Source organism: Microbacterium sp. 69-10 (genome assembly GCF_001897945.1).
GTDB lineage: Bacteria > Actinomycetota > Actinomycetes > Actinomycetales > Microbacteriaceae > Microbacterium.
Genome location: NZ_MKRT01000022.1, coordinates 10,005 through 25,823 on the forward strand (window position 1 = coordinate 10,005; position 15,819 = coordinate 25,823).

The 15,819-nt window shown below is 69.8% G+C and carries 14 protein-coding genes, 2 tRNA genes and 1 pseudogene; 13 read left to right on the forward strand and 4 right to left on the reverse strand.

Annotation, left to right across the window (positions count from 1 at the left end; all coding sequences use genetic code 11):
- The 8 genes and pseudogenes from BGN97_RS09105 to BGN97_RS09140 all read left to right on the forward strand — a co-directional run.
- Positions 1-197: pseudogene (locus BGN97_RS09105) on the forward strand (hypothetical protein); the annotation flags it as partial.
- A gap of 105 nt (positions 198-302) precedes the next feature.
- Positions 303-794: an FBP domain-containing protein gene (locus BGN97_RS09110; RefSeq protein WP_292700365.1), complete on the forward strand. Its 492-nt coding sequence runs from the start codon at positions 303-305 to the stop codon at positions 792-794.
- A gap of 65 nt (positions 795-859) precedes the next feature.
- The gene (locus BGN97_RS09115) at positions 860-1,666 is read left to right on the forward strand and encodes an enoyl-CoA hydratase/isomerase family protein (protein WP_292700368.1); all 807 of its coding nucleotides are present in this window, start codon (positions 860-862) and stop codon (positions 1,664-1,666) included.
- A gap of 87 nt (positions 1,667-1,753) precedes the next feature.
- Positions 1,754-2,839: a hypothetical protein gene (locus tag BGN97_RS09120; RefSeq protein WP_292700371.1), complete on the forward strand. Its 1,086-nt coding sequence runs from the start codon at positions 1,754-1,756 to the stop codon at positions 2,837-2,839.
- Entirely contained in the window at positions 2,836-3,636 is an 801-nt protein-coding gene (locus tag BGN97_RS09125) for an inositol monophosphatase family protein (protein WP_292700373.1), read from the forward strand. The genes BGN97_RS09120 and BGN97_RS09125 overlap by 4 nt, the downstream gene beginning before the upstream one ends.
- 214 nt (positions 3,637-3,850) lie before the next feature.
- Complete coding sequence (locus BGN97_RS09130; protein WP_292700376.1) at positions 3,851-5,113, forward strand: peptidoglycan DD-metalloendopeptidase family protein; 1,263 nt, start codon at positions 3,851-3,853, stop codon at positions 5,111-5,113.
- A gap of 112 nt (positions 5,114-5,225) precedes the next feature.
- Positions 5,226-5,297 (forward strand) — tRNA-Thr (locus BGN97_RS09135).
- Between the two features lie 32 nt (positions 5,298-5,329).
- Positions 5,330-5,403, forward strand: a tRNA-Met gene (locus BGN97_RS09140).
- On the opposite strand, the gene BGN97_RS09145 is transcribed toward BGN97_RS09140, so the two are convergent.
- The 4 genes from BGN97_RS09145 to BGN97_RS09160 are packed head-to-tail and all read right to left on the reverse strand — an operon-like array spanning position 5,401 to position 10,263.
- On the reverse strand, positions 5,401-6,711 hold the full coding sequence (locus BGN97_RS09145) for an amidohydrolase (protein ID WP_292700379.1): 1,311 nt from the start codon (positions 6,709-6,711) through the stop codon (positions 5,401-5,403). The two genes, BGN97_RS09140 and BGN97_RS09145, sit on opposite strands and share 3 nt — an antisense overlap.
- Entirely contained in the window at positions 6,708-7,898 is a 1,191-nt protein-coding gene (locus BGN97_RS09150) for an amidohydrolase (RefSeq protein ID WP_292700382.1), read from the reverse strand. Before BGN97_RS09150 ends, BGN97_RS09145 begins: the two co-directional genes overlap by 4 nt.
- Positions 7,880-8,986 (reverse strand): membrane dipeptidase, encoded by a 1,107-nt coding sequence (locus BGN97_RS09155; protein WP_292700385.1) that lies wholly within the window; start codon positions 8,984-8,986, stop codon positions 7,880-7,882. Before BGN97_RS09155 ends, BGN97_RS09150 begins: the two co-directional genes overlap by 19 nt.
- Positions 8,983-10,263, reverse strand: coding sequence for an MFS transporter (locus BGN97_RS09160; RefSeq protein WP_292700387.1), 1,281 nt, complete (start codon positions 10,261-10,263; stop codon positions 8,983-8,985). The genes BGN97_RS09155 and BGN97_RS09160 overlap by 4 nt, the downstream gene beginning before the upstream one ends.
- Positions 10,264-10,403: 140 nt before the next feature.
- Here BGN97_RS09160 and BGN97_RS09165 point away from each other — a divergent pair, with 140 nt between their 5' ends.
- The 5 genes from BGN97_RS09165 to BGN97_RS09185 all read left to right on the forward strand — a co-directional run.
- Positions 10,404-11,390: an Lrp/AsnC family transcriptional regulator gene (locus BGN97_RS09165; RefSeq protein WP_292700390.1), complete on the forward strand. Its 987-nt coding sequence runs from the start codon at positions 10,404-10,406 to the stop codon at positions 11,388-11,390.
- On the forward strand, positions 11,387-12,151 hold the full coding sequence (locus BGN97_RS09170) for an acetoacetate decarboxylase family protein (RefSeq protein ID WP_292700394.1): 765 nt from the start codon (positions 11,387-11,389) through the stop codon (positions 12,149-12,151). Before BGN97_RS09165 ends, BGN97_RS09170 begins: the two co-directional genes overlap by 4 nt.
- A gap of 132 nt (positions 12,152-12,283) precedes the next feature.
- The gene (locus tag BGN97_RS09175) at positions 12,284-13,774 is read left to right on the forward strand and encodes a DUF3375 domain-containing protein (protein ID WP_292700396.1); all 1,491 of its coding nucleotides are present in this window, start codon (positions 12,284-12,286) and stop codon (positions 13,772-13,774) included.
- Positions 13,775-13,934: 160 nt separating this feature from the next.
- Positions 13,935-14,549: a DUF4194 domain-containing protein gene (locus BGN97_RS09180; protein ID WP_292700839.1), complete on the forward strand. Its 615-nt coding sequence runs from the start codon at positions 13,935-13,937 to the stop codon at positions 14,547-14,549.
- A partial coding sequence (locus BGN97_RS09185; RefSeq protein ID WP_292700841.1) for an ATP-binding protein occupies positions 14,549-15,819 on the forward strand: 1,271 nt, incomplete at its 3' end. The genes BGN97_RS09180 and BGN97_RS09185, both read left to right, overlap by 1 nt.

Sequence of the window (15,819 nt, forward strand, 5' to 3'; positions counted from 1 at the left end):
ACAGCCTGGGCTGGACGGCCCTGCATGAGGCGATCATCCTCAACGACGGCGGTCCGGACCAGGTCGAGGCCCTGCGGCTGCTGCTCGAGGCCGGTGCGGACCCGAGCATCACCGAGCATGGCGGACTCACCGCACGTGAGCTGGCCGAGCAGAAGGGCTACGACGAGATCGTGGCCGTGATCGATGCGGCCGCATGAACGCGCCCTGTCTTGACTGAACGTCCCCACGGACTCGCGCGGCCGGCTGTTGCGTCCCCAGCCGCGCGAAACCCCTTCGCAGCGGATCCTTCTTAGACTGAATCGATGCGACCACTCACCGAGGACCAGATCCGCGCGTCGATCCGCAACGCGGATGCCGATGAGATCGCCCAGATCGGGATGCCGCACGATTTCATCCTGACCGACTGGGACTATCTCGACTTCCTCGCCTGGCGCGACCCGGAGTCCAGCCGCCGTGCGGTCGTGATCGTGGAGCACGAGGGCGAGTCGATGGGCATCGTGCTGCGTGCCACCGACCCCGCGCGGGTGCGGTCGGGCATGTGCAACATCTGCCACACGCTCCAGCCAGGCAACCAGGTGGCGCTGCTCACCGCGCGCCGTGGGGGAGCGAAGGGCCGCCGCGGCGACAGCGCGGGCACGTACATCTGCGCGGACCTCTCATGCCACGACAACGTGCGCCTGGCGCATCCGCTGGCTCCGAACGAGGTGCGCGCGCCCGGACAGGCCGACATGCGCCTGGACGGCACGCGGCACCGCATGGAGGCGTTCGTCGTGCGGGTTCTGTCCGAGGACTGACATGAACCTCAGTCCTAGCTAGGCTGAGACTCAAGATCTGCGTGTCGGAGCGTCGAAGGAGAGCCATGACCGATCCAATCCTGTCCACGGTCGACCACGGGCTCGCTCGGCTGACGCTGAACCGTCCGGCCAGCTTGAATGCGTTCGACGCCGACCTCGCCCATGCCTGGCGTGACGTCACCGCCGAGGCCGTCGCCCGCGACGACGTGCGCGCGATCCTGCTCGACGCCAGCGGCCGTGCGTTCTGCGCCGGCGGCGACGTGCTCGCGATGGCGAGCGGAATGGGCAGCGGTGAGGACATCACTGCACTGGCGCACGTCATCAACGAGGGCATCCTGTCGCTGACCACCTCGTCGATCCCGGTGGTCGCGGCCGCGCACGGCACGACCGCGGGCGGGGGCCTCGGCATCCTGATGTGCAGCGATTACGCCGTCATCGGCGCGGGGTCGAAGATCGGCAGCCTGTACGCCAACATCGGGCTCACGCCCGACCTGTCGGTCACCGCGCAGCTGGCGCGGGCGATCGGCGAGCGCCGCGCGCTGCAGCTGGTGCTGCAGGACCGGATGCTGTCCGCCGACGAGGCCGTGGAATGGGGCCTGGTCGCCGAGGCCGTCTCCGGCCCCGAAGGAACGGATGCCGACGCGGAGGCGGATGCCGTGCGCGAGCGCGCCGAGCAGGTCGCACGCTTCTGGCTCAAGGGCGCCGCCGGCGCGTACGGCCAGGCCAAGCGCCTGATCCGCTCGCAGCCCGCGCGCACCTTCGCGGAGCAGGTCGCGGAGGAGGCGCGCTCCATCGGGGAGGCGTTCGACACGCCTGATGCCAAGGCGCGCGTCGCCGCGTTCGCCGCGGCGTCCAGCAAGTCCGCGCGCTGACCCGCACCGGGCACGGGTTATCCACAGCCGGCGGGCCGTCATGGCGCCGCATGGCAGGATGGGATGACCATCGCCGGGAGGATCAGCATGTCCGACAGCACGCCACGTTCCGAAGTCCAGCAGATGTCGTCGAAGCTCATGCGCTCGGCCATCTGGATCGCGATCGGATCGCTGATCGCAGCGGCCCTGGTCTGCGTCGTCTGGGTGCTGATCGGCGATCAGGACGGGATCATCGGCCGCGCGTTCCTGACGATCCTGCTGCTCGCAGTGTTCGCCGGCATCGCCATCATGGAGTCGCATCTCGCCGAGCACCGGCCGGAGTGGCTCGCCCTCTCGAGCATGATCACGTGGATCGTCGCACTGCTGGTGGGTGCCGTGAAGATCTGGATGCCCGAGCATGACCCGTTCGGCGGATGGTCGCTGCTGCGCTTCTGGCAGCTGCTCCTCGTGGTCGGGATCATGCAGCTCGCGCTGGTGCACGTGCGCCTGTTCCTGCCGGCATCCAAGCGCTACGTCACCACGTTCACGCGCGTGATCGCGATCGTCACCATCGCGCTGCTCGTCCTGCTGGTGGCCCTGCTGGTCTTCTACCTGACCTTCCCCGACCTGTTCCACTACAACGACCTGTACTGGCGCATCGTGATCGCACTCGCGATCCTGGTGGCGGTGGGAACGACGCTCATTCCGCTGCTGAACGCCCTGTTCGCTCCGAAGAAGAAGCCCTCGTCTCCCGTCGCGCCGCACACGGCTCTGGCAGGTCCGCAGCAGGGTGCGGCGATCGCTCCGCAGGCAGCTCAGGGCGTCAGCGCGTGGCCGACCTACGCCGACGGGCGCACCCCGCTGCCCGTCCTGCCCGACGGCTCGCCGGACTGGAACGCCTACTACACGGGCCACCCGACCTACACCGCACCGGCGCAGTCCTTCCCGACGCTCCAGCCCGCAGCACCGACGGCTCAGGCGCCGGATGCTGCGGCGCCGGCCGCCCCGGGTGTCGCTGCTCAGTCCTTCCCGATCCAGGACGCGACGCCTCCGGCCGCTCCGGCCGAGCCGTTCCAGGCGCCCGTCGCACCGGCATCCGCTGAGCCGTCCCCGCAGGACCCTTCCGCGCCGCAGTCGCCACCATACGGCGCGTTCCCGCCGCCGCCTCCCGCGGCTCCGGGGGCGGGTCTGTGAGCGCGGTCGAGCTCGGCGCACTCGCGGCCGACATCGCCCGCGAGGCCGGAGAGCTCGCGAAGCGCCGTCGCGGCGAGGGGGTCTCGCTGGCGGCCACCAAGTCGACGCTGGCGGACATCGTGACCGAGGCGGATCGTGAGGTGGAGCAGCTGATCCGCGAACGTCTGCGCACCGAGCGCCCGGGCGATGGATTCCTGGGGGAGGAGACCGGTGCGGAGCGCGGCTCCACCGGCCTGACCTGGGTGGTCGATCCGATCGACGGAACGGTCAACTACGCCTACGGCATCGGCGCCTATTCGGTGAGCATCGCCGTCGTCGAGGGCGAGCCCGATCCCGAGCGGTGGGACGGCGTCGCAGCCGCGGTGTCGGCTCCTGCATTCGGCGAGCTCTTCACGGCAGCCCGCGGCGAGGGCGCCTGGCTCGACGGCCTCCGCCTTCGAGTGACCGACGAGACGCCGGCCGGAGCCCTCCTCGGCACCGGCTTCGGCTACGACCCCGCGACGCACGACGGCGACCTGGCGATGGTGCGCCGGGTGATGACCATGGCGCGCGACCTGCGCAGGATGGGATCCGCCGCTATCGACCTGTCCTACGTGGCCGCGGGCCGGCTGGACGGATTCTTCGAACGGGGTCTCAACCCGTGGGACTTCGCGGCAGGAGCGATTCTCGTCCGTGAGGCCGGCGGTGCGGTGAGCCGGCTCGAGCTCGACACCGCACGGCCGATGCTGGTCGCAGGCGGCGCGGCCGTGCACGATCGGCTGCGGTCGATCGTGGCCGGTGCCGGGACGGGCGCCTGACGCGAGTTTGTTCAGACCCGTGGCTTTCCCGGCCATGTGCCTGTACAGTGTTTATCTGTTCGTTACTTTCGTCGCCCGAAGGCGGAAGTGACCAAGAGCCCCCGAGCTGTGAACATGACCCGAGAGATCTGACTTGTCACCTGTACGTCCTGAGGTTGAAGCCGCGCCCACGCGTCGTTCCAACCGGCTCCGCGTTGCAGCACACGAGACTCCGATGACCCCCGATGCAGCGCAGGCGATGTCGCCGGCCGCACAGGTCGTCACCCCCACGGATACCGCCACCCCGGCCGACGCCGTGACCGCTGCTCCGCTGAGCCGCCGTGCGCGCCGCCTGGCGCAGTCCACCGAGACCCCGATCATCCCATCGCCTGCCGGCCCGCTCGCCGAGGAGGACGTCCGCTCCCTCTTCGAGCCGACGCCGAAGCTCACGCAGGATGCCGACGCCGCGGTGCCGGTCGAAGCGGACCCGGCCGCCGCGACGGAGTTCGTGATCGCCCCCGAGGTAGCCGTCGCCGAGGAGCCCGTGCTCGCGGAGGCGACCGTGCCCGTCGACGCAGAGACGTTCGTCGACGCACCCGTGCAGCCCGTCGCCACGAAGCCCGCATCCTTCTCCGACGAGGACGTCTTCGCCCGGGCATCCGACGCCTTCGGCTTCTCGCCCGTGGAGGACTCGCAGCAGGCACCCGCGGCGAAGGCGAGCCGCCCGGCCAAGGCGCCCGCGCACATCGCTCCCCGTCGCATCCGCCGTCGCATCGCCGCGGCGGGCGCGTCCCTCGGCGTCATGGGCGTCGCGGGGCTGATCGCCGTGTCGATGACGCTCCCCGCGAGTGCGGTCGCCGCGGTCCAGAGCAACGGCTCCGGCGCGACGGCCTCCCTCGTCGCCTCCGCTGCACCGGCCAAGAAGGTCGCCGACGACGAGATCCAGGCCTACGTCGCCTCCGGCGCGGTCGTGGACGAGGACCTGGCACGTGAGGGCGAGTACTCCACGGTCTCGCTGCTCGACGTCGCTGCTGAAGAGGGCATCAAGCGCGTCTCGAACAGCCTCTACACCAACGACCCGAATGCCGCTATCCAGTGGCCGTTCATGGTCGGCGTGGCCATGAGCTCGCCCTATGGCATGCGCAACGGCCGCCTTCACGCGGGCATCGACCTCGTGCCCGGCGCGGGTGCGACGATCCAGGCGATCGCCGACGGCACAGTCCGCATCGCGACCGAGTCGGGCGGGGCCTACGGTGTGACCGTGTACGTGGATCACGTGATCGACGGACAGGTCGTCACGAGCCACTACGCGCACATGCAGCACGGCTCGCTGGCGGTCAAGACGGGCCAGAAGGTCAAGGTGGGGGACACCATCGGAAAGGTCGGGAACACCGGCCGCTCCTACGGTGCGCACCTGCACTTCGAGATCATCATCAACGGCTCGACCGTCGACCCGCTTGCGTGGATGCGCAAGAACGCGGGCCGGTACTCGTACTGACGGCTCGCGTCCGCCGCGCAGGCGCGCCCGGCCGACGCGAACTGCCGTCACGATTTCGTGGCTGGCCGTCGCGGATGATAAGCTCATCTGGTTGTCCTGAAGAGGGCAGCACGCCCCGATAGCTCAGTGGCAGAGCACTTCCATGGTAAGGAAGGGGTCGTCAGTTCAATCCTGACTCGGGGCTCGCAGCATTCGATTTCGAAGCGGATGCGCTGCGGCAGGGTAGCTCAGTTGGTGAGAGCGCACGACTCATAATCGTGAGGTCGCGGGTTCAAGCCCCGCTCCTGCTACAGATGAAAGCCCCCGGTGAAGCTGGGGGCTTTGTCGTACCAGGAGCCCGAGCGGATCAGGGATTCGAGTGCCATGGCAGCGGGATCGAGCGCTGCGTCGTCGATGTCGAAGTCCGATGCGTGATGCGGCGCGGGCGCGCAGGTCCCGAACAGGGCGTACATGGCGTGGCCACCGGCGGCGGAGACCTTGTTCATCAGGATGCTGGCATCGTCGCTGGCCCCGAACGATATCGCTCCGGCGAAGTCCAGCCCTGCCGACGGGACAGAGTCTGCGAACGCTGCGACGAGCTCGGGCGCATTCCGCGTTGTCTCGGCTCGGCCCGTCTCGTCGATTCTGACGCCGACGTCGTGCGCAGCGGAGACATCGGCCAGGATGCGCCTGACGTCCCGGTCGAGACGTGCGAGGGCCGCGGCATCCCCGCCGCGCACCTCGGCGAGCAGGGTGGCGAGCGCCGGGACGATGTTCGAGGCGCCGTCCGCGCGCAATGCGCCGACGTTGACGCGCGTACCCGTGTCAGCGGTTCCGATCAGCCCGTGCACGCGCACCGTCGCCTCCGCGGCGGCGAGCAGGGCGTGCCGGCCCTGTTCGGGCGCTCGGCCGGCATGGGCGGCCCTTCCGGCGAAGTGGACTCGGTACTTCGTCGTCGCCATGAGCCCCTCCGCCACCCCCGCGGTCCCGACGGGCGCGCCGAATCCCAGATGGTAGGCGATCAACGAGTCGAGCCCGTCGCAGGCTCCCGCTTCCGCCATCGGCAGCGCCCCGCGGACCCCCTCCTCTGCAGGTTGCAGGATCAACCGGACCGTCCCGGGAAAGTCGGGCTGTGCAGCGAGCCCCGCCGCGACGCGCAACGCGATCGCGATGTGGCCGTCGTGCCCGCATGCGTGCATGATCCCTGGATGCCGTGAGGCGAATCCGTCCCTCGTGGGTATGTGATCTTGCGCCGTGGACTCCCTGACGGGTAGCGCATCGAGATCGACGCGCAGCCCGGTGACCGGCCCCGGTCGCCCTCCGTGCAACTCGGCGATGAACCCGGTGCACCCTCCGGAGAACCTCTCGACCGACGCCTGCGGCACGCCCGCGGCATGTGCGCGACGGGCGGCATCCTCCAGTTCTGCGGGGTCGAGCAGGCGTCCTGCCGCCTCTCCCAGCTCCTCGAAGGGCCTGGTGAGTGACCAGCCGAGGTCTTCGAGCGTGCGCCAGATCAGATCGGCGGTGATGATCTCGGTGAAGCCGAGTTCCGGCTGGGCGTGGATCGCACGCCTGACCAGTGCCGACGAGAACGGTGAGGGAAGCGTCCGGTCCCTCACCGCGCTCCCATGGGCACGTCGGGACCGCGGTCGCGGAAGTCGGCGGCGACCTCGTCGCGGAAGACACCATCCTCGAGGAAGTCGCCTCCGGTGAGGGCGAGCGCTCGGGCTGCGGCGACGGTCGCCTCGAAGGCCTCGTCCGTCGCGGCGTACTCGGTCATCTCGGCGGTGTGGGTGGCTGTGCCCCGAGGCATGACCTGCACATAGGGGTGGACTGCCGGGATGGCGAGGCTCACGTTCCCGATGTCGGATGAGCCAGTCCCGCCGGTGAGCAGAGGCGGTTCGGGAGGCATACCCTGCGCGCTCAAATAGGCGCCGATCCGCTCGGCGAGGGGGCGGTTGTTCTTCCGCTCGGTGTACAGGCTACCGAGGGTGAGCTCGCCGTCCGTTCCGGTGGCGAGCGCACTCGCTTCCACCGCGGCGCGGAACCGTTCCAGTAGGTGCTCGACGCCTGTGGAGGTGACATCCCGCAGCTGGAATTCGGCGGCGGCGAAGGCGGGCACAACGTTCGCGGCCTGTCCTCCGTCGGTGATCACTCCATGTATCCGTGCGGTCTCTGGGACGAACTGTCGCAGCGCATCGACTGCGACGAACAGCTGGATGACAGCGGCGAGCGCGCTCCGGCCGTGCTCCGGACTCGCGGCGGCATGTGCGGCGATGCCGTGGAACGACACCTTCACCTTCCTGCTCGCCGTCGCATGCCGGATCATCCGGGTGTGGTCCGATGGGTGGAACATGAGTGCCGCGTCGACCTCATCGAAGACGCCCGCCTCCAGCTCGACGATCTTTCCCCCGCCCCCTTCCTCCGCCGGCGTGCCGACGACCTGGATCGTGCCGGCGCCGCGGAAGGCTCTGGCGAGGGCGAGGCCCGCCAGCATCCCCCCTGCCGCGATCAGATTGTGCCCGCAGCCGTGCCCGATCTCGGGGAGGGCATCATACTCGCAGAGGATCGCGAGCGTCGGCCGGCCTTCGCCGATGCTGGCCCGGAACGCGGTCGGCATCCCCGCGATGCCGCGCTCGAGCCGGAATCCCGCCTGTTCCAGGCGGTCGGAGAGGATGGCTGCGGCGAACCGCTCCTCGAACCTCAGCTCGGGGCGCGCATGGATGGAGTCGCTCACCTGCCGCGCGTCCGCCCGGAGGTCGGCGAGTGCCTGCTCGATACGTTCGGTCAGTTCGGGACTGGGCATGGTTGCAGGATCTCCTTCGTCACGCGGATGGCGTTCTCGCCGAGCACCGCCGCGATGTCCCCGTCGCGCCACCCTCGCCGGATGAGTGCGGCCGCGACCTGACGCGGCGTCTCGGTCGGGTTGTCGGCTCCGGCCACGAACCGGATGTCGATCGGGCGTGCACCGGGCAGCTGGCGCATGGCCCAGCCGGCCGCCGCGTACAGCCCGACATGATCGCCGTAGAAGGTGTCGGGCCCCAGCGCGACGTGCGCGACGCCGACCAGCTCGGCACAGTGCTCCAGGTGTGCGATGACGTCGTCGATGTCGTGCCCCGGATGTCCCGGACCGCGCCTGGTTGACCCGGGGGCCGCCTCGATGCCGATGAGCCCGCCGGTGTCGGCCACCGCACGTATCACCTCGTCGGGCTTCATCCTGTCGCTCGGCCACACGGCTCTCGCTCCGGCGTGTGTGATGAGCAGGGGCCGCTCGGTGACCTCCGCGGCCTCGATGCCGCACCGATCGCTCGCGTGCGAGACGTCCACCGCCATCCCGAGCTCGTTCATCCGGCGCACCGCCTGGGCGCCGAGCGACGTGAGACCGTCGTCCTGAACCTCGGCGAGCCCCGATCCCAGTGCCGAGCCAGTGTTGTAGGCGATGCCGGCGGAGCGGACACCGTGGGCGGCGAGTTCGTCGAGGCCGCGGAGGTCGGTGCCGATGGGCACCAGATCCTCCAGCGCGAGGACGACGGTGCGCCGTCCCTCGGGGAGAGGGTCCTCCGCATCCGCGATCCTGAACCCCGCCTGCTGCACCTGCCGGGCGAGCGAGCGGGCCCAGCGCAGCACCACCTCCCAGCGGGGCTCGGAGAGGCACGAGGCGTACACGAGCTCCAGTCCGGACGCCACCAGCTCGGTGTCAGCGAGCACGTCCTCGCCGATTACGGAGTGCTCGCCCCAGGCGTCGGCCGTCAGCGGCTCCGGCAGCCGCACCGGATGATCGTGCAGCGTGGCGAGACGCCCGCCCAGCAGACCGCGCCAGCGCGCCTCCTGCTCCTCATTGAGGACGATCCGACGGGTGTCCCCGTCCGCGCCGCTGCGGTATCGCGGGCTCATTCGAGGTCCTTGCCTTTGGTCTCGGGCATCCGGATGTACACGACCGTGGAGATGGCCGTGAGTACCATGATGTAGATCGGCGCGAAGGCGAAGACGCCGCGGGATCCGAAGAACTCCATGATCAGCGGTGTGGTCCCGCCGAACAGGGCTCCGGTCAACGCATAGGCGAAGCCGACGCCGACGCTGCGCACCCTGCTGGGGAACAGCTCCGCGTACAGAGCCGTCAGCGTGCCGCTCGCGAACGCCTGCAGGATGACGCCGACGAGGGCCACCGTGAGCATCGCCCAGAAGGTGCCCACCCGCAGCAGGAGCAGCAGCGGGAGGATGAGCACGAACGTCCCGATCGAGTAGACGAGCATGGTCGTGCGTCGGCCGACCCGGTCCGACAGCCGCGCGATCAGCGGCAGCAGGCAGATGAAGACCAGTAGCGAGATCGAGGTCGCCCCAGTCGCCTGCTCGAGGGGGAGGCCGGTGGTGAGGTTGGTGTAGGCGGGCAGATAGGTCAGCCACATGTAGTACGTCACGAAACTGCCGATCGACACCCCGGCGAGCAGCAGCGCCGCCTTGCGCTGGGTGGTGAGCATCTCACGGAACGGCTTCACCGAGACCGTGGCGGTCTTCTGCAGGCGGATGAACGCCTCCGGCTCGCTCGCGCGATACCGCACCACGAAGCCGATGATGCCGAGCACCGCGCCGATCGCGTAGCCGATGCGCCAGCCCCACTGCTCCATGGCGTCGCGGGCGATCGCGGAGGCGAGCACGGTGACGGTCAACGATGCGGCGAGGCCGCCGATGCCGACGCTGACCTGCTGGAAGGACGCGGTGAACGCGCGGGTGCGTGCCTGCGACTGCTCACTGAGGTAGGCCGTGGATGCGCCGTACTCACCGCCGGTGGCGATGCCCTGCACGAGCCGGGCACCGATCAGCAGCGCCGGAGCGAGGAGGCCGACCGTCGCATAGGTCGGCGCGACGGCGATGACCAAACTCGCACCCGCCATGATGAGGATCGTGAGCATGAGCCCGGCCTTGCGGCCATGACGGTCGCCGTAAGAGCCGAGGATCGCGCCGCCGAGCGGGCGCATGAAGAACGAGATGGCCAGCACGGCCAGGCTGGAGAGCCGGGCGGCGCTCTCGCCGCCCGGGAAGAACGATGACGCGAAGTAGGGGAACAGGAACCCGTACAGACCCCAGTCGTACCACTCGACGAAGTTGCCGATGACGGCGACGATGACCGACTGACGGCGGCCGATCGCCTTCTTGCTCGTGACGCTGACCACGATTCCTCCTTGTACGGTTGTTGCGCTAGCGTCATTCTTGCCGCGGCAGGCTGATTCAGCTTGATGGGAGGTCAAATCAAGATGAAAATGCTATTGGTGCGAGTCTTGTGGGCTACAGCTGCTAGACAGGATGATGAAACATGACGTTCGACGATGAAGACCGCCGGATCGCCGCGGGGCTGCTCGTCCACCCCCGGGCGGGCTGGCCGCTGCTGTCCGAGACCCTGGGCATCCCGCTGTCCACTGTCGCCCGCCGAGGAAAGCAGCTGATCGACGACGGCCATGTGCGGGTCATCGGGAACATCGACGTCATGGCCGCGCACACCGGATTCCCCGTGCTGCTCCGGGTGGAGTGCGAGCAGGCCTCCACGGACGCTGTCGCCACCGAGCTCGCGGCTAGGGTGTCGATGCGCGGCGTGACCACGACCGCCGGGTCGTTCCAGGTGCATGCGGACGTCATCGTCTCGTCGCTCGATGAACTCAGCACGCTGATCGTCGGCGATCTTCCCCGCACTCCGGGCATCCGCAATCTCAGCACCCACATCGTGCTGCGGCGATTCACCACGGCGCACTCCTGGGACAGCGGCATCCTGACCCGGTCGCAGGTGGACCGGCTGCGTCAGGCCCGCCCTGATGCCGGCACCGCCGACGGGGAGGCCCGGAGGATGGACGACACCGATGTCGCGCTGATCCGCGCGCTGGAGGATGACGGGCGCGCGACCTGGCGCGAGCTGGCAGCGCACGCGGGCGTCGAGCAGCGCACCGCGCAGCGCCGCATCCTCGACCTCATGACGCGCGGGATGCTGCGCATGCGCACCTTCGTCCGCCCGGCCGACATCGGGCTGCCGCTGACCGCGACGCTCTGGATCGGCATCGATCCGGCGAAGCTGGAGTCGGTCGGGCTGCAGCTGGCGCAGCATCCGGCCGTGACCCTACTGGTCGCGACCACAGGCAGCTTCAATCTCTGCGGCTCGGTGGCCGTCGCCGACAACCGGGCGCTCTATGACTTCATGACCGTCATGCTCGGCCGCATCCCAGGGATGCGACAGATCGACGTGGCCGTGGAGATGACCACACTGAAGCGGATGGACATCATGCATCCGTACAACGAGAGGAGTATGCCATGACCGCGGTGATGCCGCTGTTCGCCCCGCTGTACACGGTCGGTTCCGAGCGCGCCGAGGTGCGCTGGCTGAGCATCGTGTACGAGACCGACCCCGCCCGGCTGGACGAGGTGCTGCCGCGCCCACTCACGCTGTCCGACCGCGCAGAGGTCATCGTCTGGGGTGCCGACTTTGTGCGGGCGAAGTTCCAGGGGGAGTCCGGAACGCGGGAACTGCCCCGGTACACCCAGGGTGGGATCGCCGTACGGGCGAGGCATCTCGGTGAGGAGGTCGCGTACCCGCTCGTCTCCTACATCACCGGACCGAACCACGGCTTCACCGGGCGGGAGCTGTTCGGGCTGCCGAAGAAGCAGGCGCGGGCCGTCGAACTGACGGAGCAGGACGACGAGGTGACGATGTCGATCACGACCGCCGGTGACATCGAGATCGTCCGGGCAATAGGACGGATCGGTGCGACGTTGCCGGCGCAGGAGCTCGTCCCCTCGTGGTTCGGCAGGCAGCGCACGGTGAAGCTCATCCCCTCCGCGACCGGCACCGGCTACGACGTCAGGCAGCTGACAGCCGTGCCGTTCACATTCGACGAGCAGCGCGACGTCCGTGCCGTCGATGCCGAGCTAGCCCTCACACACGCACCCGCGGATCCCGTTGCGATGCTGCCGTGCCTCCGCGTTCAGCACGCCGCGATCGGCGACATGCTGCTCGGCGTCGGATACGGTCGTTACCTCGGGGAGCCCGAGACTCTCCCCGTCTGGGGGCGTCTCTGACCTGGCCCCGCGCTGATACCGGTCGTCGTGGGACTGCTGCCGCACGGAGCGCCGAGCAGCGGATCGGGGACGGGCGTCGGGTGACAGGCGCGGATGCGGGTCGCCACGCGCCCGCCCGATAAACTGGAGCCGATGACTGGTACGCGCGCCGAGGCGGCATATTCCCGCTCACTGGCAGCGTTCAGAACGCCGACCCTGGGGCTGCTCCACGGGCGCCAGGCGCCCTTCGTGATCGCGGCGCTGTCGATGCTCTTCTCGGCCGAGCGTCCTTCTGTCCCGATCGCGGATGCCCACGCCGAGGTCGCCGAGGCGCTGGACGAGCTGCGGGCCGCGGGTTATGACGATGACGACCGCCGCATCCCCGCCGGCACCGGCCGCGAGGTGTGCCGCACCTGGGCCAAGCAGGGCTGGCTGGTGCAGCAGATCGACGACGACGTGGAGGTCTACCGGCTCTCCGCCCACGCCGTCGAAGCGCTCGAGATCACCGGGCGCACCGGCGGCGGACGCACCCGCGTCTCCAACTCGCGGGTGCGCACTCTGCTCGAGGCCGTCGAGCGGCTCTCGGACGACGCAGAGGCGGATCCGGTCAAGCGCATCGCCCGGCTCACCGCCGAGCGGGATGCCCTGGATGCCGAGATCCTCAACATCCAGGCGAACGGCGCCGTGCCCCTCGACGACGAGGAGCTGTACGAAGAGGCCGAGAACGTGCTGCACCTCGCCCGCGAGCTGCCTGCCGACTTCACGCGCGTGGCGGAGTCGCTCAAGCAGATGCAGCGCGATGTGGTCTCCCACCTGCGCCGAGACGACCGGCCGACCGGTGACGTGCTGCGCGAGTACCTGCAGCGCGCGAAGGACGTCATGCAGTCCACGCCGGAGGGCCGCGCCTTCGCCGGCGCCCTGCGCCTGATCGGTGACGCCGACCGCATCGACACCCTCACCGAGCAGCTGCACGGCCTGCTGGCGCAGCCCTTCGCCCGCTTCCTCGATCCCGCGCAGCGCATCGAGTTCGACGCGATCGGGCGCCGGGTGGAGCTCGGCGTCGAAGAGGTGCTGGCGGCGCAGCGGCGGGCATCCCACGTCATCACCGGCCAGGTGAAGACCCACGACCCGCTGCGCGACCGGCAGATCGACGAGCTGCTGCGCGATGTGATCGCCGGCCTCCACGAGTGGTCCAAGGACGCGCCGTCATCTGCATCCGTCGATCCGGTCCGCAGCCTCCCGCTGATCGACCTCGGCCGGCTGCGGCAGACCGTCGGCGACGTGCGTCCTCCGGGCGCGCCCGCCCCGCTCACGGATGCGGACGACGTGGAGTACCTCGAGGCCGATTCCCGCTCGTGGGGCGGCCCCCACTACGCCGAGCTGGAGGCGTTCGTCGCCGGGCTCGGCGCAGAGTTCGACCTCGGGGAGGCGTTCGCCCACGCCCCCGATGACACCCGCCGGCCCGTCGACCTGGTCGGCCTGCTGGAGATCGCGCACCGCAACGGCATGACAGAGCACGACGCGATCTCCACCGCCGACACCCTGCGTCCGGACGGCACCACGCGACGATTCGCGTTCGGGGCGGTGACGGCCCGCTCTGCGGCCGCCGCGTCCGACGCGACCAAGGAGGATCAGGATGCCTGAGATCACCGAGCCTGTGGATGCCGGCGAGCTCCGTCCCACCGAGATGCAAAGCGCCGGTGGGAGCGCTCTGGACCAGGCGGTTTCCATCCGGGACGCCGACACCCCGGCATCCGACGACGAGCCCGACCTCCCCGACGACCCGTTCATCGCGCCCGTCGCGATGGAGGACGACCTCGACGAGCTGTTCCCCGGCGACCGCGGCACGCTCGACGCCGAGATCCGCCGCGTGCTCGTGCACGTGCTGCAGCGCCGCTTCCTCAGCGCCGAGGGCAACCGTGCGGAGTGGAAGCTGCTGCTGGAGCACCAGCAGATCATCGAGTCGCGCATGCACGACCTCTACCTGCGGCTGGTGGTCGACCTCGGCCGAGGGCTGGCGTACAAGCAGCAGGTGCGCTCCGATGAGTTCGAGGTGCCGATCCTGCTGAAGGACGCCCCGTACAACCGCACCGAGACCCTCGTGCTCGTGCACCTGCGCACGGTGTTCCAGCGCGAGTCGGCGGCGGGGGAGTCCGCCCCTCGTATCGACATCGAGGACGTCGAGCAGACCGTGCTCAGCTACCTGACGGATGCCGACGGCAGCCCGGCGCGTCAGCAGAAGGCGATCCGCGCGGCACTGGACAGGCTCGACCGCGAAGGCGTGATCGACGAGGAGACCACCGGCCGCTACCGCATCAGCGCGCTGGTCGAGGTGGTGCTCAGCGCCGAGAAGCTCGCCGAGCTGCGCGCCTGGCTGCGCCGCCAGCAGCAGGAGCAGCAGGAGAGGGAGAACGCCTGATGACCATGGTCGACACGCTCTTCGGCCTGATCCCCGCCGAGTCCCGCGGCCAGCAGTGGGTCGCCGAGGACCTGCAGCTCGTGAACTGGGGCGGCTACGACGGCGGCCCGCACCGGGTGCGGTTCTCGCCGAACGCCACCCTGCTGTGCGGAGGCTCCGGCTCCGGCAAGTCCACGCTGATGGACGCCTACATCGCCCTGATGATGCCGCACACCACGCCCTTCAACGGTGCCTCCAACGGCGGCGTCACCGGCCGTCCGCGCGGCGACGAGCAGCGCAACATCCTCTCCTACGGCCGCGGCAAGATCGACGAGTCGCGAACCGAGGAGGGCACCAAGCTGCGCGTGCTGCGCGGCGACGGCGAGGACACCTGGACCGCCATCGCGATGACCTGGCGCGACCATGACGACTCGCGCTTCACCGCGATCCGCGCCTGGTACATCCCCGCGGGCGCCCGCATCCTCGAGGACACCGTGCGCGTGCGCGCCACGATCGACGGCGACTTCGACCTCGCGAGGCTCGAATCCGCGGCATCCCAGCGCCTCAGCGACGCGAGCCTGCGTGAGCTGGGTCTGGAGACGCTCGGCACCGATCGCGAGTTCTCCGCCCGCCTGCACGCCGTGCTCGGCATCGGCGCGGCGGGATCCGGCGCGAAGGCGATGAGTCTGCTCGCCCGCATCCAGGCCGGCCAGCAGATCACCACGGTCGACGACCTGTACAAGCGTCTCGTGCTCGAGGAGCCCGAGACGATGGCGACGGCGGATGCCGTGGTCGCGCACTTCGACGAGCTGGAGAGCACCCGCACCAGCATGATCACCGCGCGGCAGCAGGTGAACGCTCTGGAGCCGATCGCCGGCATCCGGGAGCGGATCGCGGATGCCGCGGAGCAGACCCGCCTGATCGATGAGCTCGGCGACTTCTCGGACCCGGCATCCCGGGCGTCGCTGTGGCGCGCGCAGCGCCGGCTCGACCTGCTGCGCGAGGTCGAGAGCGAGCTCGGCGACCGGAAACGCGCGCTGGATGCCGGCATCCGCGAGAAGAAGGCGCTCGTCGACGCGGCCGAGGTCGAGCGCGACGGCCTGCTCGACGTGCTGCGCCAGTCCGGCGGCGACCGGCTCGAGACCGCGCAGCGCGAGCTGCGGGCGGCCGAACGGCGGCTGACGGAGGTCCAGCGCGAGCGCGCCCGCGTGGATGCCGTGCTCGCCGAACTCGTGCTGTCGGCCACCACGTCCGAGGAGTTCGCGGCGGTGCTCGCATCCGCGCACGAGAC